Annotated in this window: 18 protein-coding genes and 1 tRNA gene; 16 read left to right on the top strand and 3 right to left on the bottom strand. The window is 68.5% G+C overall.

The genetic code is table 11. The features are described from left to right. Nucleotides 1-583 precede the first annotated feature (583 nt). The 15 genes from R6U01_RS08585 to R6U01_RS08515 all read left to right on the top strand — a co-directional run bounded on the left by R6U01_RS08585 (nt 584) and on the right by R6U01_RS08515 (nt 14,865). Nucleotides 584-1,165, top strand: coding sequence for a hypothetical protein (locus R6U01_RS08585; RefSeq protein ID WP_410286047.1), 582 nt, complete (start codon nt 584-586; stop codon nt 1,163-1,165). A gap of 102 nt (nt 1,166-1,267) precedes the next feature. Further along, nucleotides 1,268-2,140 (top strand): hypothetical protein, encoded by an 873-nt coding sequence (locus R6U01_RS08580; protein ID WP_410286045.1) that lies wholly within the window; start codon nt 1,268-1,270, stop codon nt 2,138-2,140. A gap of 321 nt (nt 2,141-2,461) precedes the next feature. Continuing rightward, on the top strand, nt 2,462-4,030 hold the full coding sequence (locus R6U01_RS08575; protein WP_410286044.1) for a CARDB domain-containing protein: 1,569 nt from the start codon (nt 2,462-2,464) through the stop codon (nt 4,028-4,030). Between the two features lie 186 nt (nt 4,031-4,216). Further along, entirely contained in the window at nt 4,217-5,053 is an 837-nt protein-coding gene (locus R6U01_RS08570) for a hypothetical protein (protein WP_410286046.1), read from the top strand. A 147-nt stretch (nt 5,054-5,200) separates the two neighbouring features. Beyond that, nucleotides 5,201-6,364, top strand: a complete 1,164-nt coding sequence (locus tag R6U01_RS08565; protein WP_410286043.1) for a signal peptidase I — start codon at nt 5,201-5,203, stop codon at nt 6,362-6,364. Nucleotides 6,365-6,368: 4 nt separating this feature from the next. Continuing rightward, a complete protein-coding gene (locus R6U01_RS08560; protein ID WP_410286042.1) occupies nt 6,369-7,592 on the top strand; it encodes a DUF5305 domain-containing protein in 1,224 nt (407 codons plus the stop codon). 156 nt (nt 7,593-7,748) lie between these two features. Beyond that, nucleotides 7,749-7,821, top strand: a tRNA-Gln gene (locus R6U01_RS08555). A 214-nt stretch (nt 7,822-8,035) separates the two neighbouring features. Further along, nucleotides 8,036-10,432 (top strand): hydrogen gas-evolving membrane-bound hydrogenase subunit E, encoded by a 2,397-nt coding sequence (gene mbhE / locus R6U01_RS08550; RefSeq protein WP_410286041.1) that lies wholly within the window; start codon nt 8,036-8,038, stop codon nt 10,430-10,432. After that, the gene (locus R6U01_RS08545; RefSeq protein ID WP_410286040.1) at nt 10,429-10,893 is read left to right on the top strand and encodes an MnhB domain-containing protein; all 465 of its coding nucleotides are present in this window, start codon (nt 10,429-10,431) and stop codon (nt 10,891-10,893) included. Before mbhE ends, R6U01_RS08545 begins: the two co-directional genes overlap by 4 nt. 46 nt (nt 10,894-10,939) lie before the next feature. Next, nucleotides 10,940-11,284, top strand: a complete 345-nt coding sequence (locus R6U01_RS08540; RefSeq protein ID WP_410286039.1) for a sodium:proton antiporter — start codon at nt 10,940-10,942, stop codon at nt 11,282-11,284. Then, on the top strand, nt 11,281-12,888 hold the full coding sequence (locus R6U01_RS08535; RefSeq protein ID WP_410286038.1) for a complex I subunit 5 family protein: 1,608 nt from the start codon (nt 11,281-11,283) through the stop codon (nt 12,886-12,888). The genes R6U01_RS08540 and R6U01_RS08535 overlap by 4 nt, the downstream gene beginning before the upstream one ends. Beyond that, nucleotides 12,885-13,544 carry a Na+/H+ antiporter subunit E gene (locus R6U01_RS08530; RefSeq protein WP_410286037.1) on the top strand — a complete coding sequence of 220 codons (660 nt, stop codon included), beginning with the start codon at nt 12,885-12,887 and terminating at the stop codon, nt 13,542-13,544. The genes R6U01_RS08535 and R6U01_RS08530 overlap by 4 nt, the downstream gene beginning before the upstream one ends. Beyond that, nucleotides 13,534-13,827, top strand: a complete 294-nt coding sequence (locus R6U01_RS08525; protein ID WP_410286036.1) for a monovalent cation/H+ antiporter complex subunit F — start codon at nt 13,534-13,536, stop codon at nt 13,825-13,827. The genes R6U01_RS08530 and R6U01_RS08525 overlap by 11 nt, the downstream gene beginning before the upstream one ends. 75 nt (nt 13,828-13,902) lie before the next feature. Further along, a complete protein-coding gene (gene mnhG / locus R6U01_RS08520) occupies nt 13,903-14,244 on the top strand; it encodes a monovalent cation/H(+) antiporter subunit G (RefSeq protein ID WP_410286035.1) in 342 nt (113 codons plus the stop codon). A 150-nt stretch (nt 14,245-14,394) separates the two neighbouring features. After that, the gene (locus R6U01_RS08515) at nt 14,395-14,865 is read left to right on the top strand and encodes a hypothetical protein (protein ID WP_410286034.1); all 471 of its coding nucleotides are present in this window, start codon (nt 14,395-14,397) and stop codon (nt 14,863-14,865) included. Nucleotides 14,866-15,078: 213 nt separating this feature from the next. Here the strand turns inward: R6U01_RS08515 and R6U01_RS08510 are convergent, their stop codons facing one another. The 3 genes from R6U01_RS08510 to R6U01_RS08500 form a co-directional block, all read right to left on the bottom strand. Further along, on the bottom strand, nt 15,079-15,441 hold the full coding sequence (locus R6U01_RS08510; RefSeq protein ID WP_410286033.1) for a hypothetical protein: 363 nt from the start codon (nt 15,439-15,441) through the stop codon (nt 15,079-15,081). Nucleotides 15,442-15,601: 160 nt separating this feature from the next. Then, entirely contained in the window at nt 15,602-16,066 is a 465-nt protein-coding gene (locus R6U01_RS08505) for a pyridoxamine 5'-phosphate oxidase family protein (RefSeq protein ID WP_410286032.1), read from the bottom strand. A gap of 94 nt (nt 16,067-16,160) precedes the next feature. After that, on the bottom strand, nt 16,161-18,095 hold the full coding sequence (locus R6U01_RS08500) for an ABC transporter ATP-binding protein (protein WP_410286031.1): 1,935 nt from the start codon (nt 18,093-18,095) through the stop codon (nt 16,161-16,163). Nucleotides 18,096-18,216: 121 nt separating this feature from the next. Here R6U01_RS08500 and R6U01_RS08495 point away from each other — a divergent pair, with 121 nt between their 5' ends. Continuing rightward, complete coding sequence (locus R6U01_RS08495) at nt 18,217-18,774, top strand: hypothetical protein (protein WP_410286030.1); 558 nt, start codon at nt 18,217-18,219, stop codon at nt 18,772-18,774. Nucleotides 18,775-18,845 lie beyond the last annotated feature (71 nt).

Genomic DNA, 18,845 nt, shown 5'->3' with positions numbered 1-18,845 from the left:
CAACTTCGATCGTGACTTGGCGATCTTGGATCGAAGCACTCGTAAACGCACCCGTACCCACTGCAGCCGAGCTTCCTGTAATCAATGCACCTGCTCCGATCATGAATTTGCGTCGTTCCATGGTTGGTCTACCTCTGTTACCGCACGCGACCCGATCGGGGACACGAGACATCCCGTGCCACCCGAGGTCGCTCTACTACACCCATGGGCCCTATCCCATATCGTTATGAATTTCCAGAAATACTTCTGGACGAGAAAGAACGCTCGGCCGTCAGTTCTGCCCGCACCTGAACCTCGGTCTGATCGCTTCAGGCCTCGTCTGAGATCCATTCGGAACGCGGTCAGGCGGATCCTAATCCGGAAATCGTTGCTGTTGAAAAAGTATTTCATCTGAAATATCCTGCCAAATGGCGAACGAGAAATTCACGTGTCCGATCCGCAATCCTCCAGTTTTGTGTGCTTTCAGCCGATAAGACGCCGTATAGACGTATTCGACCTGATCACTGTTTGAACAGCAAGAAAGTTTAGAAGAATATCATAACCACGGGATTTATGTTGGTCTGCTCATATGTGTCTGACAGAAATGGCGTCGGCACAGCAGATTGACGGGGGAGGGGCCGAACCGACGACGGAGGTGTCCGAGAACGAGCTGTTCGAGGTGCTGGCGAATCAGCGCCGGCGCTTCGCGGTACACCTGCTGAAACGAGAGGAGGACGACACGGTCGCGATCGGCGACATGGCCGACCAGATCGCGGCGTGGGAGAACGGGATCGACAAGGCGGAGATCACGGGCACCGAGCGCAAGCGCGTGTACACCGCGCTCCAGCAGTCGCACCTGCCGAAGATGGACGAGGCGGGCGTCGTGGAGTTCAATAAGGACCGCGGCACGGTCGAGCCCACGTCCGCGCTGACGAACGTCGACCTCTACATGGACGTCGTCGAGGGGAAGGAGATCCCGTGGAGCAGCTACTACCTGGGGCTCTCGGGGGTCGCCGTCGCGCTCACCGGCGCGGTGTGGCTCGACTCGTGGCCGTTCCTCCTCCTCCCCGACATGGCCTGGATGGTCGCGATCGTCGTGGCGTTCGCGTTCTCCGCGCTCGCGCACAAGTACTACACCGCGGAAATGAAAGTCGGTGAGCACGACGAACCCCCGGAACTGACCTGAGATCAGGTGTTTCAGGGAGTGGTTTCCGGTCTTCCGGGAGCGCATAACCATAGGGTCGGAACACGTTGGACAACGTGAACGAAGCGTGAGATCCCACTGCACATGAAACGACGAACCCTCATCCTGTTGCTCGGCGGCGCGAGTTCCGGCGCGATGAGCGTCGGCACCGGCGCGTTCAGCAGCATGGAAGCCGAGCGGGGCGTGGAAGTGAACGTCGTTTCTGACGACCAGGCGTTCGTCGGATACGACAACCCGAGCAACGGGAAAAACGCGGTCAGCGTATCGGATGGCGAGTCAATCGAACTCGTCGTCGTTAAAAATCGGTTCTCCGGAGACGCGCAGATCTCGATCGTCGACGTCGACGTCACCGTGAACCCCGAGGAAGGGGACTCCTCGCGGATCGAGAACGTCGCGTTTTCTGAGGACGAGTTCGGCGCCGGTGAGGAGGAATCGATCACGGGGACCGTGGCGTGTGACGATGACGGGGGCAGCGCCGAGGTCGAGGTCACCGTTCGACTGGCCGGCGATGGCGTCAGCGCCGAGCTGTTCGGCGACACCGAAACGCGGCGGTTCGAGATCGAGTGCGTTCCGATCCCGGCGGTGACGGGAGTCGACTTCCGGGGAGGCGGAAACACCGAGCTGCTGGTAGCAGACGAGGGACCGCAGTCGGCCGATGGCGGCACTGTCGAAGTAGAAGTGTATTACGTCGATGGAGACCGGATACGGACGACCGACTCCGAAGCGGTCGAGGTGGACCGGCCGCTGAGAAATCAGATGTCCATCGTCGACGAGACCATCGTCGGCGTCCACGTCCCAGGTACCGAAGACGTGTACGTGCACCCGCAGTTCGACCCGAGCGAGTGTGACCTCACACCGGACGCCGACAGCGAGGAAAGCGGCGTATCCGGCGGGACAGGGACGCCGATCAGCGATCCAGCCGAGACGTTCGGCGACTGCCTCGCCGCCGACGACTAGCGGTTTTGGCCCGGCTCACGCCGAGACGTATCGAGTGAACAGCCGGCATACGGATAGTCCGCTTCCTTTCGGAGATCTCTAACCACGGTTTCGCTTGAGGTCGCGCCAATCGTCATAGATTGGCGTGTCTGAATAATCTCAGACCGTGCCTGAACCCGTTTCAGCCCCGTCCAGAGAACCTTCTGACGACTCATAACGATATGGAATAGGGTTCACGGGTTTCATAGAGCAACCCACAGGTGACGCGGGATGTCCCGCGTCCGCAGCCCGCGGGTCTCGCGCGTTCAACAACAGGTCGAACAACCAAGCACGATATCTATTATGAGTTTTAACCGTCGAACCGTTATACTGTTCGTATTTTTCGTAGTCGCCGGATCATTCGCCACGGGCGCGACGGTCGTCAACGGCCCGGCCGATACCTTCGCGGACGACGAGCTCGCGGTCCAACCGGCCGACGGACCCAACGGCGACTACGCCTACCTGAACGACGACGACGAGATCGCGATCGACGTGTCGGCGTCGAACCCGAACATCCGTGACCCCTCCTTCGAGGGCGTGAACGTCGGGACGACCGGGAGGATCGACGGCGTGTTCGAGATCACGTACACGGGCGAGGAGTACGCGCACGTGTGGATCGAGTACGACGGCGCCGGCGAGGTCGGCTTCGTCGCCGACGGCGACTCGATCGAGGGCGTGAGAAACAACGTCACGCTCGCGCCGAATCAGACCGTCACGGTCGGCCTCGCGATCGACGCGGGCGACGCGGCCGCCGGGACGCGGTTGGGCGCCGACGAGTTCTCGATCGTGGCGAACGAGACGGCAATCGGTGAGCAGGACGGGTCGGCGTCGACTTCCTCCCCGTCCTCTTCGACCGGCGATACCGACACGGTCGTGACGACCAGGTCGCCGAGCGCGGACCGCCGCGAGTTCGTCGGGAGCGGTATCGGCCGCGGGAAGTCGGTCCGGTTCCTCGCCGACGGTATGCGCCTCGACGGCGACGCCCTCCGACTCGAGGGGATCGATCTCGAGGGCGTCGACGACGAGCGCGTCGAACTGGACGCCGCGGGGAGCCCGGACCCGTTCGCGGACGCGGGCGCGCTGACGGCGCCGACGACGCCGCGGTCGATGGCGTACCTCGCGCTGGAGCCCGATTTCGCACCCGCCGCAGTCGACGCGACGACGATCCGGTTCAGCGCGACTCCGGCGTACCTCGACGCGACCGACACCGACCCCGAGGACGTGACGCTCTACCACCGGACCGACGCGGGCGAGTGGGAGGAAGTGCCGGTCGAGGTCGTCGACGACGAGGTCGTCGAGATGCTGGGGCTGCCCGAGGACCGCGTCCACTTCCGCGCGACGACTACGGGGCTCTCCACCTTCGCGGTCGCGGAGCGCACCCCTCGGTTCGACGTGACCGAGGCGACGGTCGCGCCCGAGGCGATCGACCCGGGCGAGGCCGCGACCGTCCGGGCGACCGTGCGGAACGGCGGCGGCGCGGCGGACGAGCGCACGGTGACGCTGACCGCCGACGGCGACCCGGTCGCGAACGAGACGGTCGCGCTCGAACCGAACGAGACGGCGACGGTGGCGTTCGACGAGACCTTCGAGACCGTCGGCGCCCACGAGATCGCCGTCGACGGGACGCCGGTCGGCACCCTGATCGTCGGGGACCCGGCGAGCGACGGCGAGAGCGGGTCCGCGGAGGCGAGCGGGTCCGCGGAGGCGGGCGGGTCCGCGGAGGCGAGCGAGACCGACGACGCTACGGAGGCGGACACCGGTCCCACCGAGGAGCCCGGCGGTGTCGACCTCGCCGAGCTCGGCGGGCTGCTCGGCGCGCTCGTCGTCGGCGTGATCGGACTCGCGCTGTTCCGTCGGTTGTCGCGTTCGTGAGTCGCGGTCGCCGATCCGCGGTCTCGGACTCGCCACCGACGCCCGCCAGTTATCATCGCCGAGACGCGCGCCGACAGGTATTAGCCGTCGGTCGTCGAGTTCCGGTCCGTGACCACGTCGGCGACGGACGGACGCAACCGGGTCACGGGCGACGACCGCACCGGCGCGACCGACGGGGACGCGAACGTGACCCTCCGACGAGCGCTGCTCGCGAGCGTCCGGGCGGTCGACCTCCTCGTCCTGCTCGCGGTGCCGACGGGCCTGTTCGCGGTCTTTTCGCTCCCGGAGTCGACCCGCTGGTCGCTCGCGTTCGCGTACGCTGACCCGACGCTGCAGAGCGCGTTCACCGCGCACTACGTCCACCTCGACCTCGACCATCTCGCCGGCAACGTGGCGGGCTACTGCCTCCTCGCCGGCGTCGGTTACGCGCTCGCCGTGCTCGGGAACGCCCGCCGCTTCTTCCTGACCGCGCTGGCGACGTTCCTGCTGGCGTTCCCGTTCGCCCTCTCGGCGCTGAACCTCGCGGTCCCGCGGGACGCGATCGGGTTCGGCTTCTCGGGGATCAACATGGCGCTCGCGGGGCTGCTCCCGCTGCTGCTCTGGACGTACGCCCGAGAGCGGTTCGTCCCGGGGGCGTCGGTCCGCGCGCTGCCGGCGGTCTTCTTCGCGCTCGTGGGCTGGATCGCGCTGCTCGCGCTCCCGCTCTCGACGACCGGCGCGGGGCTCGCCGGCCTCGCGACGGGGGTCGCGGGCGCGCTCCTCGCGGTCATCTACGCGTCGAGCGCCGGCCTCCCGATTCGCGCCACCGCGCGCGAGGGCGTCGTAACGATCGCGTCGCGACCGGGCGAAGGCGACCTGTTCGTCGTCGCGGCGGTCCTCGTCGTCGGCTATCCCGTCGTCGGGTTCCCGACGGATCCGACCGGTGCGGACAGCGTCGTGAACCTCTACGTCCACCTGCTGGGGTTCTGTCTCGCGTTCATCGGCCCGTTCTCCCTACTCGCGGTCGGGGTGTTCGACGAGTGACCGCCGACCGCTCGGCATGGGTCGTCGGACTCCCCTCACGTCCTGCGTCGAACCACGAACTTATAACGTGTCGATTACATTCCATGAACAGCGTCCGGCGCCGAAGTAAGACGTGACCGACGCCCGGGACACGAGACTCACCGACACATGTCACCGAAACGCATTCTGTCGATCGCGCTGCAGGTCGCCGCCGTCGTAGTCGTCCTCTCGCTCATCGCCGGCCAGCTGCTCGGACAGCCCGTGCTGCTCAGTTTCGTGGAGACCGGCAGCATGCAACCCACCCTCGACCCCGGCGACGGGTTCGTCGCGGTCCCCGCGCCGCTCGTCGGCGACGTGGGGGTCGGCGACGTGGTGACCTTCGACGCGCAGGAGATCGAGGGCGGCGGGCTGACCACCCACCGCGTCGTCGAGGAGACGGAGCGCGGGTACGTCACCCGGGGCGACAACAACCCGTTCACCGATCAGGACGGTGGCGAGCCAGTAGTGCAGGACGCCGACATCGTCGCAGTGGCGCTCTCGGTCGGCGGAAGCGTGGTCGTCATCCCGCATCTGGGCACCGTCGCGATGGCGATCCAGTCGGGGCTCGCCTCGGTCCAGACGTGGCTCGCGGTCACGTTCGGCGTCCAGTCGTTCCAGGGGACGCAGGGACTGGCGTACATCCTGTTCGGGCTCTCGATCGTCGCGTACGCGGTCGACTGGTACTTCACTCGACACTCGCGCGAGAGGGGCGAACGCGACCGCTCTCGCGACGCCGGCACCTCCGTGGTCGCGATCGTCGCCGTGCTCGCGCTCGTGTTGATGGCGACCGCGACCGCGGCGATGGTCGTCCCGGCCGGCACGCAGGAGTACGGCGTCGTGAGCGCCGAGTTCGAGTCGGAGAACCCGACCGTCATCGAGCGCGGCACGAGCCAGGAGCTGGAGTACGTCGTCCCCAACGCCGGACTGGTCCCGGTGTACGCGTACGTCACCCCGGCGAGCCCCGGCGTCGAGGTCGACCCGCAGCGGCTCAGGGTCGGAAGCCGCGGCGAGGCGTCGACGACGGTGACGCTCACGGCCCCGCCCGAGACCGGGTATTACCGACTGTTCGTCGCCGAGCACCGGTACCTCGCGGTGCTTCCGCCCGGCGTGATCGACGAGCTGTACGGCGTCCACCCGTGGGCGCCGCTCGTCGCGATCAACGGACTGCTCGGCGGCGGCATCGCCGGCCTCGGGCTCGTCCTCCTGCGCGGCGAGCCCACGCGGATACGCTCCCGCGAATCGCGCGAGAAACCCCCGCTGTATCGCCGCCTCCTCCGCCAGCTATACAGGTGACCGAATGAGCTCCTCATCCCCAGACGAAACCCGACTCCGACTCCGCGCGATACTGGACGCACAGTTCGCCGTGATCCTCGCCCTCTGTCTGATCGCGGCCGCCGTCGGCGGCGGGCTCGTCTACACGACCCACGTCGACCCCGGCACCGAGACCCGCCAGCAGACCGTCTCCTCGTTCACGGTCGAGACGGCGTACAACCACTCTGCCGAGGTGACCGAGCCGAACTCGGTGTTCGGGATCGGAACCGTCCTCGAAGAGCGGGACACGTACTTCACGCGAATCGCACCCGAGCTCGACGTCGACGTCGAGACGACGTACGCGGCCGCGTCCGCGTCGGACGTCGACGTGCGGTTCGACTCCGTGCTCGTCCTCCGCAACGTCGACGAGGAGGAGGATACCGTCTACTGGAGCGAACGGGAGACGCTGGCGACGGAGACGGTCTCGGACGTCGAGCCCGGCGAGACGGCGTCGGCGTCGCTCGCGCTCAACAGCTCGGCGGCGGACGAGACCGCGGCCGAGATCGAGGAGGAGCTCGGCGCGTCGCCGGGCGAGACGGAGCTGTTCGTCGTCACCGATGTGACGCTCGAGGGGACGATCAACGGCGAGTCGACGTCGTACGACCGTACGATCGAACTGGGCATCGACCACGGCGGCGACGTCTACACGGTCTCGGACCCCGGCCTCCAGTCGGACACTCCCGAGCGCACGGAGCCGGTGACCGTCGAGCAGAGCCACGGGCCGCTCCGGTCGATCGGCGGTCCCCTCCTCCTCGTCCTCGGGCTCCTCGGCGCCGGCGCGCTGGTCTACGCCCGCCGCGAGCACGACCTCGCGCTGACGCCCGCCGAACGCGACTACCTCTCGTACAACGACGACCGGTCCGAGTTCGCGGAGTGGATCACGACGTTCCGGCTTCCGCCCTCCGTCCACGAGCGGCCCGAGGCGGAGGCGGAGAGCCTCCGCGACCTCGTCGACTTCGCCATCGACAACGACACGGGCGTCATCGAGGACCCCGCGACGGGGGCGTACCACGCCGTGACCGGCGAGTTCGTCTACACCTACCGGCCGCCGTCGCCCCCCGCTGTCGCTCCGGAGGGCGGCGCGGCCGACACCGATCCGGACTCGGGGGACGACGACGCGCACTTGGTGGGAGACGCCCCGACCGAGACGGACGACGGCTCGGACGCCGGCGACGGTTCGGACACCGCCGCCGACGACGACTCGACCTAGGAGTCCCCGTTCGGGCGCCTCCCGAGATCGAGTCCCTGCGGACGTCCGACGAGAATCGGGGGTCGACGTCGACGGCCCCGCGGTCGGTCTCGGCGCCGTGGTCGACCGGTCAGGGAAAGTAACCTACTTGAGTGCGCACGGGCAACCATCGGTCGCAGTCCCGTGGTGTAGTGGCCAATCATAATGGCCTTTGGAGCCATTGACGGCGGTTCGAATCCGCCCGGGACTACTTTGCGCCGAACACGCTCGCGAGGCGCGAGTGTCCTCGGCGGTCCGGACCCGAGGACGGTGTCCTCCGCCGGCCGGTGACCGCTGCGAGCCGTGAGCGTCGGACACCGCCACCGTATTAGGGCATAGATGTTTTGCGGTAGACATCGAATGGCCGAGCAGCGGCCGACGACGGACGCCGGTGGCGGCGTCTCGGCCGAGAGAGACGAACACTGATGGCCCCGGACCTCACGCTCGTTACGACCGCCGTCGCGCTCCCCTTCGTCGCCGCAGCCCTCACGCCGCTTCTGTACCGCGTCCTCGGCGAACGAACCGGCTACGCGGGGGCCGTCGTCGCGGCGGTCAGCTTCGGGCTGCTGGCGACGGGGATCAACAGCTACGGCACCGTCCGAGCGCCGTGGGTCCCCGCGCTCGACGTGGGGATCCAGTTCACCGTCGACGGGTGGGGGCTCCTCTTCGCGCTCCTCGCCAGCGGTATCGGCGTCCTCGTGTTCGTGTACTCGGCGGCGTACATGCACGGCGAGGAGGGGATCGCGCGCTACTACGCGGCGCTGCTGGCGTTCATGGGGTCGATCCTCGGCGTCGCGCTCGCCTCAGACCTCGTGTTCGTCTTCCTGTTCTGGGAGCTGACGAGCCTCTGTTCGTTCGTGCTCATCGGTCACCACACCGAGGACGGCGAGTCGCGCCGCTCGGCGCGGATGGCCATGGTCGTCACCGTGGGCGGCGGCCTGTGCCTGCTCGGGGGGCTGCTCATGCTCGCGGCGGCGGCGCGGGCCCCCCTCGGCGGCGTGACCTTCGATCTGACGGCGATGATCGCGAACGACGAGGCGATGCGCGCCGCCCTCCGCGAGTCGGGGCTGTTCGTCCCGGCGCTGGGCCTGATCGTCGTCGCCGCGGCCGCCAAGTCCGCACAGGTGCCGCTCCACTTCTGGCTGCCGAACGCCATGGTCGCTCCGACGCCCGTCTCCGCGTTCCTCCACTCCGCGACGATGGTCAAGGTGGGCGTCTACTTCCTCGGCCGCGTGCGTCCCCTCCTGATGAGCCCCGAGTGGGTGTCGATCGTCGCGACCCTGGGACTGCTGACGATGGCGGTCGGGGCGCTGCTGGCGGTGGCCGCGACCGACACCAAGGAGCTGCTCGCGTACTCGACGGCGAGCCACCTCGGACTGATGGTCGCGGGGTTCGGCTTCGACATCGTCTACGGCGGCGAGGCCGGCGCGTTCCACCTGCTCAACCACGCGCTGTTCAAGGCGCCGCTGTTCCTCGTCGCGGGGATCGTGGTCCACGAGGCCGGGACCCGAAACCTCGACAACCTCGGGGGGCTCTGGCGGGAGCTCCCGGTGACGGCCGCCGTCACCGTGGTCGCCGCGTTGAGCATGGCGGGGATCCCGCCGTTCAACGGCTTCTACTCGAAGGAGCTGCTGTTCGAGGCGGCGTACGAGGTCGCTCACGAGGCCGGCGGCGTCGCCTGGCTGTATCCCGTCGTGGCGACCCTCGCGAGCGTCTTGACCGTCGTCTACTCCCTGAAGTTCCTCGCGCTCTTCTTCGGCGAGCGGCGGGCCCCGGTCGCGGACGTCCACCGACCGCCGATCGCGCTGGTCGGGCCCCCCGCCGTGCTGGCCGTCGCGGCGGTCGTCGTCAGCGTCGCGCCGCAGTTGGCGGTCGACGGCATCGTCCAGGGCGCCGTCGACGCCACCGCCACCGGCGAGGCTCGGCTCGAGGTCGGACTGCCGACTCACTTCTCGCCCCCGGTCGCGATGTCGGCCGTGGCCGTCCTCGGCGGGTTCGCCGCGTACCCGCTCCGGGACCGTCTCGCGGCGGGCATCGGACGCGGCGTCGACGCGCCGGTCCCCGTGCGGCCCACCGGGTGGTACGATTGGACCGTCTCGACCGCGGCGGAAACCGGCACCCGGTTCGGCTCGGCGGTCCATTCCGGTCTCCTCCGGACGTACGTGGGATGGGTGGCGGCGGCCGGGAGCCTGCTCGCGCTCGCCGGCTTCGCCGCAGCGGGGGCCCCCATCGAGCTCGGCGGGGTCGGCGTGCCGCTGGCGGTCGCCGTCGTGTTGGGGGTCGCGACCCTCGCCGGCGTGGCCGTGGCGACCGCGTCGTCGCACGTCGCCGGCGTGCTCACGCTGTCGATCCTCGGCTTCATGTTCGCCATCTTCTTCATCCTCGCGAGCGCGCCGGACCTGGCGCTCACGCAGCTGGTCGTCGAGACGCTCATCCTCCTCATCTTCCTGCTCGTCCTCCAGCGGCTGCCCTCGTTTTACTCCGAGGTCCGACCGCTCGCGATCGCCTGCGACGCGGGCGTTTCCCTCCTCGTGGGCGCGATGGCGTTCGTCTCGGTCCTCCTGACCGTACCCGGTCCCGACGCCGACCCGACGGGCGTCGCCGCGTACTACGCGGAGCAGGCGGTGCCGGGCGGCGGCGGCACGAACGTCGTCAACGTCATCCTCGTGGACTTCCGGGCGTTCGACACGCTGGGCGAGCTGCTGGTCGTCGCGATCGCCGCGATCGCCATCCTCGTGCTCGTGACGATGCGGACCCGCGGCGAGACGTCCGCGGCCGAGGGCGACGCGGAACCGGTTCCCGACGGAGGTGACTCGCGGTGACGACGACGATCATGCGGACGACGGCCCGGGTGACCGTTCCCATCGTGCTCGTCGTCGCGATCTCGCTGTTCCTACAGGGTCACAACCTGCCCGGCGGCGGCTTCATCGGCGGCGTCCTCACCGCGGCGGCGCTCGTCCTGATATACGTCGCCAACGACCTCGATTACCTGGAGTCGGGGGTGCTCGGCAGGGAGGTCGAACCCGGTACCAGCGTCTTCGAGAACCGCACGGTCACCGCCTACAGACGCATGTTTCTCGCCGGCCTCGTGGTCGTTCTCGGCAGCGGCGTCGCGGGGATCGTCGTCGGCGACCCGTTCTTGACCCAGGGGTACGTGCACCTCGAAGGCGTTCCGATCTACCACGAGGTCGAACTCGCGAGCGCGCTCGTGTTCGACCTGGGCGTGTACCTCGTCGTCGTCGGCAGCCTCCTGACTATCGTCTCGGTGGTGAGCGCCGAATGATCCGAGCCGGAGCGTCGCCGTCCGCCCGACGCGGAGGTGAGGAGCGATGAGCGTCGCGCTCGCGGTCGCGGTCGGCGGCCTGTTCGCCGTCGGGACGTTCCTGCTGTTACAGCGGGACCTCGTGCGGATCGTGTTGGGGGTCGCCGTCGTCTCCCAGGCGACGTTCGCCTATCTGATCGCGATGGGCGGCATCGACGAGGGAACTCGCGACCTCGTGCCCGTCCTCGAGGTCCGCGGCGGCGGAGTCCCCGAGATCGCCGACCCGGTGGTACAGGCGCTCGTCCTGACGGCGATCGTCATCAGCTTCGGAACGACCGCGCTGGCGCTCGTGCTGTCGTACCGCGCCTACGAGGAGAACGACACCATGGACGTCACGGAGTGGACGGAATGAGCGTGCTCGTGATCGCGCCGCTGATCGTCGCGCTGACGACCGTCCTGTGTACGCTCGTGCTCGGTCGGCGGCCGCGCCTCCAGCGGGCGACGAGCGTGGCCGGCGCCGTCGGCTACGTCGGAACCGTGTCCGTCGCCGTCTGGGCGCTGGTTCTCGGGCCGGCGGCCCCCGGCGCGGCGGTCTATCAGGTCGGCGACTGGCCCGCCCCGTTCGGGATCACACTCGTTTTAGACGGGCTGTCGGCGTTCATGCTGACGATCGCCGCGGGCGTCGGCATCGCTTCGATGCTGTTCTCGGTCCGGTACGTCACTCACGAGAACCAGCGCGTGTACTATCACCCGCTGTTCCACGCGCTCCTCGTGGGCGTGACCGGCGCGTTCCTCACCGGCGATCTGTTCAACCTGTTCGTCTGGTTCGAGGTGATGCTGATCGTCAGTTACGTCTTCGTCGCCTTCTACGGCACCGATCGCGCCACCGCGGCGTCGTTCCGGTACCTCGTGATGAACGTGTTCGGAAGCGCGCTCATGCTCGTCGCCGTCGGCGGCCTGTACGCCACGACGGGGACGCTCAACATGGCGGACATGGCCCGGCGACTGGCGACCCCCGACGCGTACGGCGTCGATCCCGCGCCCGTCGTCGGGCTGTCGGCGCTGCTCCTCGCGGTGTTCGCGCTGAAAGCGGGGCTCGTCCCCTTCCAGTTCTGGGTCCCGTCGGCCTACGCCGCCGCCCCGGCGCCCGTCACCGCGATGCTGGCCGGCGTCACGAAGAAGGTCGGCATATACGCGATCGTCCGCCTCTACTTCACGGTCTTCGCGGCCGCGACGGTCCCCGTCGAAATGCCGGGGATCACCGCCACGTCACCGCTGGGGTTCCTCGCCCCGGTGTTGGGAGCGATGGGAGTGGCGAGCATCGTCGTCGGCGGGGTCGGCGCCGTCGGCCAGGGCCGCCTCGTGAGCGTGTTCGCGTACTCGAGCATCGGACAGGTCGGCTTCATCGCGGTTCCCATCGCCATCGCCGCGGCGGCGGACCCCGCGGGGACGCTCCGCGGAGCCGCCGTCGCGGCGGCGCTCGTGTTCGCGCTCCACCACGCGCTCGCGAAGGGTCTTCTCTTCCTCTCGGCCGCCGCCGTCACGGACGCGACCAAGACGGATCGGCTGCGGGACCTCGGCGGCGTCGCCGGCCACTCGCCGGCGCTCTCGGGCGCCGTCTTCGTCGGCCTCCTCTCGCTGATCGGCCTCCCGCCGCTGACCGGGTTCTTCGGGAAGTTCCTCGCGTTCGACGCGGCGGTCCGGGGACTCGCCTCCGGTCCCGGCACCCTGTCGGCGCTCGCCCTGGCCGCGCTGCTCCTCGGGGCCGTTCTCACGATCCTGTACGCGACGCGGGTGTGGGTCGACGGCTTCTGGGGGCGGGAGACGGCGGCGGTCGAAGTCGCGTCCGTCGAGTCGGGGCAGGTCGCGGTCCTCGTCGCGCTCGCGGCGGCCGTCGTCCTCGTCGGCGTGGGGTTCGACCCGATCTACCGGTTCGCCGAGACGGCGGCGACCGCCGCCCTCGACGGCGAGGCCTACGTCGATGTCGTGGGGCCGAACGGGGGTGACGGCGCGTGACCCGCACGTGGCCGGTCGCCGGGTTCCTGTTCGGTCTCATCTGGGTGTTCGTCCAAGGGCCGCCGCTCGCGCCGGAACCGCTCCTCGGGTCGCTGCTGATCGGCCTCGCGGTGGGCTTCCCCACGGCCTTCGTCTTCCGACGGCTGTACGGGGAGACGGTCGACGTCCCCCGGACGATTCGCGGGATCCCGTACGCGTTGCTGTACGCGCTGACGTTCGTTCGGGAGGCGATCATCGCCAGTCTCGACGTCACGTACCGCGTGCTCGCGCCCTCCGTGCCGGTCGACTCCGAGGTGATCCTCATCCCGCTGCGCGTGCGGACCGACCTCGGCGTGACCACCATCGCCAACAGCATCACGATGACCCCCGGGTCGCTCACGCTCAACTACGACCCCGAGGAGAACGCGCTGTACGTCCACGTCATCGACGGGAGCGATCCGGAGGACATCGTCGATCCGATCCGCGACTGGGAGAACTACGCGCTCGTCATCTTCGACGAGGAGCTCTCGCCGAGCGACCCCGCGCCGAATTTCGCCGTCTACCCGCCCGAGCGGACGCATCCGAGCCTCAAACAGGCCGCCCCGGAAGTGGCGGAGGAGTCGGAGACCGGACCGCCGATCGAGGAGGGCACGGGAGGTGACGGAAATGGCCGCTGAGGGTCCCCTGTTGCTCGTCGTCGACGCCGCGATCGTCCTCGTGACGCTTCTGAACCTGCTGTGTGGCTACCGCGCGGTCCGAGGGCCGACGGTTCCCGACCGCGTGGTCGCGCTGGACGCCATCGCGACGAACGTCGTCGCGATCGCCGTCCTGTTCGCCGTCAAGACCGGGCGAGGCCTCTTCGTGATCGTCAGCCTCGTTCTCGCGATCATCGCGTTCCTCTCGACGGTCGCGGTTGCCAAGTTCATCACCGAAGGCGACATCATCGTTTCGAAGGAGTGACCACACGATGAATTACCAACACCGAGCAAAACAGGACGCTTCGACGGGCCAGCGCGTTTTCGGAGGCGACCGTCGATGATCGAATCGACGTCGATACGGACGTGGATCGCGGTCGGGTTCGTCGTCGTCGGGGCGTTCTTCCTCACGGTCGGGACGATCGGGCTGTTGAGGCTGCCGAACGTGTACAACCGGATGCACGCGACGAGCAAGCCCGCGACCATCGGCACGGTCGCGGTCTTTCTCGCCGGCTTCGTCTACTTCGGGCCCGGGGGAGCCGGCCTCTCGTCGCTCATCGGCATCGTCTTCCTGTTCCTGACGGTGCCCACGGGCGCGCACATGATCTCGCGAGCGGCGGAACAGACCGGCGTCCCGTTCCTCGGATCCGTGACGTGGCCGGGGAAATCCGACGACGAGTAGCGGCTTCCCGGCGGTCGCCGACCGGGCGCGGCCAGGATCGGTCGACGGTCCCGCCGTCACCGCGGGGTCGACCGACCGGATCTCGATCGGGAGTGACGCGTGTCGCCGCCATGTGTGTCATTTTTTAACATCCGGTTCCTGTGGTTGTGTATGGATCACGCGCAGTACCGCGATGCCGTCGTCGAGAATCGACGAAAACACGGGTTCGAACGGGTCGAGGGGGACACCGGCGGGTTCGACCCGGTGTGGCAGGCCCGCGACGAAGACGACTCGATCGGAGCGATCATCGCCCTCGCCACGGTCGTCGACGAGCCGGACCCGGACCCGGACGACATCGTCGAGACCGCAGACGCGTTCCGCGAGGTGCTCGTCGACCACGTCGACGACCGACGCGAGTCGGTGACACCGCTCGGCTACGTCGTGTTCCTCGTGTCCGACCCCGACCCGTCGCTCGTCGACGCGGCGTGCTCGTACACGGTCGCCCGCCGCCGCACGAACGTCTTCCCCGTCATTTACGACTGCGAGGGGGAGACGCTCCACCGTCACGAGGTCCCCCGGCTGAAGGGACGGGGGATCTACCGGCGACAGGCCGAGGACACGGAACGCCTGTTCGACGTGTGAGTCGCGGCCGACCCCCGAGACCGCACGCTCGGGTCAGGCGATCGGCGATCCGCCCGGCGGCGGTCGCGAGGTCGACGGGCTCTCGCAGGCGCGGTCGACGGGCTCTCGCAGGCGTGGTCGACGGGCTCTCGCAGGCGCGGTCGACGGCACCGCCAGTCACCGCGCCGAGCGCGCCGAGCGCATCCGGGGAGACGGCTGCCGGACGTTCGCTCGTCATTCCCCGCTGAGACCGGCGACGACCACGTACAGGCCGAAGGTCGCCATCACCGTCCCCCCGAGCTGCGTCCCCGCGGTCGGGAGGAACCCGACCTCTGGGTATAAAAGCGGCGCCAGCATGAACCAGCCGCCGAAGACGGTCGTCAGGACGGCCGGCGGGAGGCTCGGTTCCCCCGCCGCGCGGAGCAGCTGGAGGTTTCGGGCGGCAAAGACCAGCCCGAGGAGGCCGCTCGAACCGACGCTTCCGGCGAACGCGGGAGCGCTCCCGACCGCGAGGGGGAGCATCGCGACGCCGGCACAGGCGACGGCACAGAAAACCGTCGACGCCAACAGGAATCGAGACGGCGTTCGGTCTTGCATACGCGGACAACGGTGTTGCGTCAATTAACTTCTCCGCCGCAGACAACGGACGTAACCCGCGTCACTGACCGCTCAGACGGGGATCGGGGGTCACCGACCCCCGGTCTCGTCTCGCGTTTCGAGTGCGTTCGGTCGGGACCCGAGCCGCGAGGGGTCGACGTCAGTTGGGACCGGCCTCCACCACCCCGGTCAGTTCGTCGACCGGGAGCCGAACGAGCGCGAAGACCGTCTCCGCCGGCGCGTCGAACACGTGATAAAACGGGATCGCGAGTTCGCGGTCGGCCGGGCTCATCGAGCCGTCGGCCGACCGGTGCGTGTTCAGGTCCTCGACGGTGCCGCGGTGTTCGGGCGCGCCCCGCGCGATGACGCTCTTCCACCCCGCCTCCGTCTGGGCGGCGACGACGAACGTCGCGCGCTCCGTCGCGTCGATGAACTCTCGCTTGCGGCTCCCCGGCGCGTATCCGAGTCGGAAGTAGACGTCCGGGCCGTCCGGGTCGAAGGTGAACGCGACGGGGACGGCGTAGGACTCGTTCCCCTTCGCGAGCGAGAGGGTCCCCACCGACTGGGTTTCGAGAAACGACTCGATGGCCGCGTCGTCAAGCGCCTCTGCTGTCCGCTGAGTCATACGTCAAAGTGTGCAAGAAAAAACATAAATCCATCGCGGCCGTTGCCGGGCCCTTCTCGGTCTGTGCGTCCGGTTGAGTGTTTCCGGGGGCGACTCACCGCTCGTCTTCGGCCTCTCCGTCGCCGAGATCGACGACCGCCTGTCGCCGGAGCGCGCGTTCGAGAAACTCCCGGGGGAGCGAGGCGATATCACCGGTCTGCACTCGCCAGAAGTTCGCGTACAGCCCGTCCGCCTCGAGCAGCCCCTCGTGCGTGCCGTCCTCCACCACCCGTCCCTCGTCGAGGACGAGGATCCGGTCGGCCGTCCGGACGGTCGACAGCCGGTGCGCGATGACGAAGGTGGTCCGATCGGCGGCGAACTCGGCGAGTCGGTCCTGGATGAGCGCCTCCGTCTCGGTGTCGACCGCGGAGGTCGCCTCGTCTAACACCAGGATCGCGGGGTCTTTGAGCATCGTCCGCGCGAGCGCCAGCCGCTGACGCTGCCCGCCCGAGAGCTTCACGCCGCGCTCGCCGACCACCGTGTCGTACCCGTCTGGCAGGTTCTCGATGAACTCGTGGGCCTGCGCCCGCCGGGCGGCCCGTTCGACGTCGTCGTCGGTCGCGTCGAAGGTGCCGTAGCGGACGTTCTCCGCGACCGTGCCGAAGAAGAGGAACGGCTCTTGGCTGACGTAGCCGATCGAGCGCCGGAGGCTCCGGAGCGTCACGTCGCGGACGTCCTGTCCGTCGATCCGGACGGCGCCCTCGTCGGCGTCGTACAGGCGTGGCAGCAGCTTCAGCAGGGTCGACTTCCCGGCGCCGGTCGGCCCGACCACCCCGACGGTCGTCCCGCCCTCGACCGCGAAGTCGACGTCGGTGAGCACGGCCTCTCCCGAGTAGGCGAACCGGACGCCGTCGTAGGTCACGGCGCCCTCGTCGGCCGCGAGCGGGTCGGCGTCGGGACGGTCCCGAACCGCGGGCTCCCGCGAGAGTACGCCCTGGACCCGGCTGCCGGCGGCCTTGGCCCGCTCGTAGTCGTCGACGACGTCGCCCAGCCTGATGATCGGCCAGAGGAACTGCTGGGCGTAGATCACGAAGGTGACGAACGCCCCCGGCGTCAGCGCGCCCGTCAGCCCGAACACAGGGCGGCCGAGCACCCACAGGCCGCCGACGAGGAAGGTGACCGCGAAGCCGACGCCGGAGATGACGTTCAAGCCCGGGAAGTACGTGATACGAATCTTGATCGCCGAGAGGTTGGCGGCGAGGTACGCGTCAGAGGCCTCGGCCACCCGCTCGGTCTCGAACGGCTCGGCCCCCTCGCTCTTGATGACCTCGATGCCGCTGACGTTGTTCTCCAGCCGCGAGTTCAGGTCCCCGATCTCCTCGCGGATCGAGAGGTACCGCGGCTCGATCAGCCGGGTGAAAAGCAGGGTGAACGCCGCGAGCACCGGGATCGGCAACAGGGTCACCGCCGTCAGCGGGACGTTCAACCCGACGAGGATCAGCCCGATGCCGACGACGGTCGCGAGGATCCACAGCGTCGCGCTCAGCCCGTCCTCCAGAAACGTCTCGAGCGCGTTGACGTCGTTGTTGAGGACGCTCATCAGGTCGCCGGTGCGGTGGCTGGTGAAATAGGCGAGTTCCAGGTCCTGAAGCCCCTCGTAGGCGTCGACTCGGAGGGTGCGCTGGACGCGCTGGGCGAAGACGCTCCATCCCCAGTCCTCGATCCAAGAGGCGACCGCGCCGGCGAGGGTCGCCCCCAGGAGGATCGCGATCGAGAAGTAGAGCTGCTCGACGTCGGTCCCGGGAACGAGCCCCTCCGGCACCAACGGGAGCGCGTACGGCCGCTCGGCGAGGAAGACGGCGTCGACGGCCAGTCCGATGACGAACGCGGGGATCAGCCCGAACGCCCGGCCGACGACCGTGGCGACGGCCCCCACAACGGCGTACCGGCGGCCGGTAGCGTACTCGGTGTAGAGCCGCCAGATCGGATTGTTCGACCACGAGCCGGGCGTCTCTGACCCGCCGCCGTGCCGTCCGGGATCCGTCCCCATACCGCTACACCTGTCCTGCGTGGACCAAGAGCCTGTGCATGACCCGTCGCGCCGCTCGGTCCGCGGAGGTCGGTCGCTGAACAAGCTTCATGCGTCTATAGACATGTGTATACATACCAAGATGGAGGAACTCGACCGAGTCCGGAAGCGATTCATGAAGAGCCAGGGACTCATGGATCAGATCCGCTACGCCGCCGAGTCGTTGAGCCTGGAGTTCGACCGGTGGGGGGAACCGCACGTCGCCGGGCCCAGCCTTTACGTGTTGATCGTCGCCGAGATGAGCTTCGACGGGTTCACCGACCCGCTCGGCGCGAACAGGTGGCCGATCAATCGGTGCCAGCTCGTCAGCGACTCGCTGGACAAGTTCACCGAGGTCGCTCGCGACGTGGCGCTCACGCGGGACGGGGCGATCATCGTCACCGCGGACGGGACGATCCAGGAGCAGATGGTGCGCGTCCGCAACCCCTCGCCGGACGAGATGTCGGGAAGCGACGACATCTCTCCCGCCGACTGGATGGGGACCAAACACCTGAGCGCGCTGGAGACCTCGCTCCGCGAAGAGGTCATCTGGGCGGTCACGCTCAGCGAGGAAAACGGCCGCGTCACCACGTTTCTCGACGGCACGTATCAGGACTACCCGCGCGACGAGATCGGCGGCCGATGGCGACCCGAAGAGTGACCGCGGGGTGTCACGCTCCGCGGAAACGCGGTTCGGTCGCCCCACTCGGACCGGCGGGCCCCTCGTGAAAT

It is taken from the genome of Halorubrum sp. (genome assembly GCF_046498025.1).
Taxonomy (GTDB): Archaea; Halobacteriota; Halobacteria; order Halobacteriales; family Haloferacaceae; genus Halorubrum.
This window is presented reverse-complemented; position numbering and strand designations above follow the sequence as displayed.

What these genes read in the sequence shown, in the direction of transcription:
- R6U01_RS08585 (WP_410286047.1), top strand. Translation starts at nt 584, where the DNA reads ATGGCGTCGGCACAGCAGATTGACGGGGGAGGGGCCGAACCGACGACG.
- R6U01_RS08580 (WP_410286045.1), top strand. Translation starts at nt 1,268, where the DNA reads ATGAAACGACGAACCCTCATCCTGTTGCTCGGCGGCGCGAGTTCCGGC.
- R6U01_RS08575 (WP_410286044.1), top strand. Translation starts at nt 2,462, where the DNA reads ATGAGTTTTAACCGTCGAACCGTTATACTGTTCGTATTTTTCGTAGTC.
- R6U01_RS08565 (WP_410286043.1), top strand. Translation starts at nt 5,201, where the DNA reads ATGTCACCGAAACGCATTCTGTCGATCGCGCTGCAGGTCGCCGCCGTC.
- R6U01_RS08560 (WP_410286042.1), top strand. Translation starts at nt 6,369, where the DNA reads ATGAGCTCCTCATCCCCAGACGAAACCCGACTCCGACTCCGCGCGATA.
- mbhE (WP_410286041.1), top strand. Translation starts at nt 8,036, where the DNA reads ATGGCCCCGGACCTCACGCTCGTTACGACCGCCGTCGCGCTCCCCTTC.
- R6U01_RS08540 (WP_410286039.1), top strand. Translation starts at nt 10,940, where the DNA reads ATGAGCGTCGCGCTCGCGGTCGCGGTCGGCGGCCTGTTCGCCGTCGGG.
- R6U01_RS08535 (WP_410286038.1), top strand. Translation starts at nt 11,281, where the DNA reads ATGAGCGTGCTCGTGATCGCGCCGCTGATCGTCGCGCTGACGACCGTC.
- R6U01_RS08525 (WP_410286036.1), top strand. Translation starts at nt 13,534, where the DNA reads ATGGCCGCTGAGGGTCCCCTGTTGCTCGTCGTCGACGCCGCGATCGTC.
- mnhG (WP_410286035.1), top strand. Translation starts at nt 13,903, where the DNA reads ATGATCGAATCGACGTCGATACGGACGTGGATCGCGGTCGGGTTCGTC.
- R6U01_RS08515 (WP_410286034.1), top strand. Translation starts at nt 14,395, where the DNA reads ATGGATCACGCGCAGTACCGCGATGCCGTCGTCGAGAATCGACGAAAA.
- R6U01_RS08510 (WP_410286033.1), bottom strand. Translation starts at nt 15,441, where the DNA reads ATGCAAGACCGAACGCCGTCTCGATTCCTGTTGGCGTCGACGGTTTTC.
- R6U01_RS08505 (WP_410286032.1), bottom strand. Translation starts at nt 16,066, where the DNA reads ATGACTCAGCGGACAGCAGAGGCGCTTGACGACGCGGCCATCGAGTCG.
- R6U01_RS08500 (WP_410286031.1), bottom strand. Translation starts at nt 18,095, where the DNA reads ATGGGGACGGATCCCGGACGGCACGGCGGCGGGTCAGAGACGCCCGGC.
- R6U01_RS08495 (WP_410286030.1), top strand. Translation starts at nt 18,217, where the DNA reads ATGGAGGAACTCGACCGAGTCCGGAAGCGATTCATGAAGAGCCAGGGA.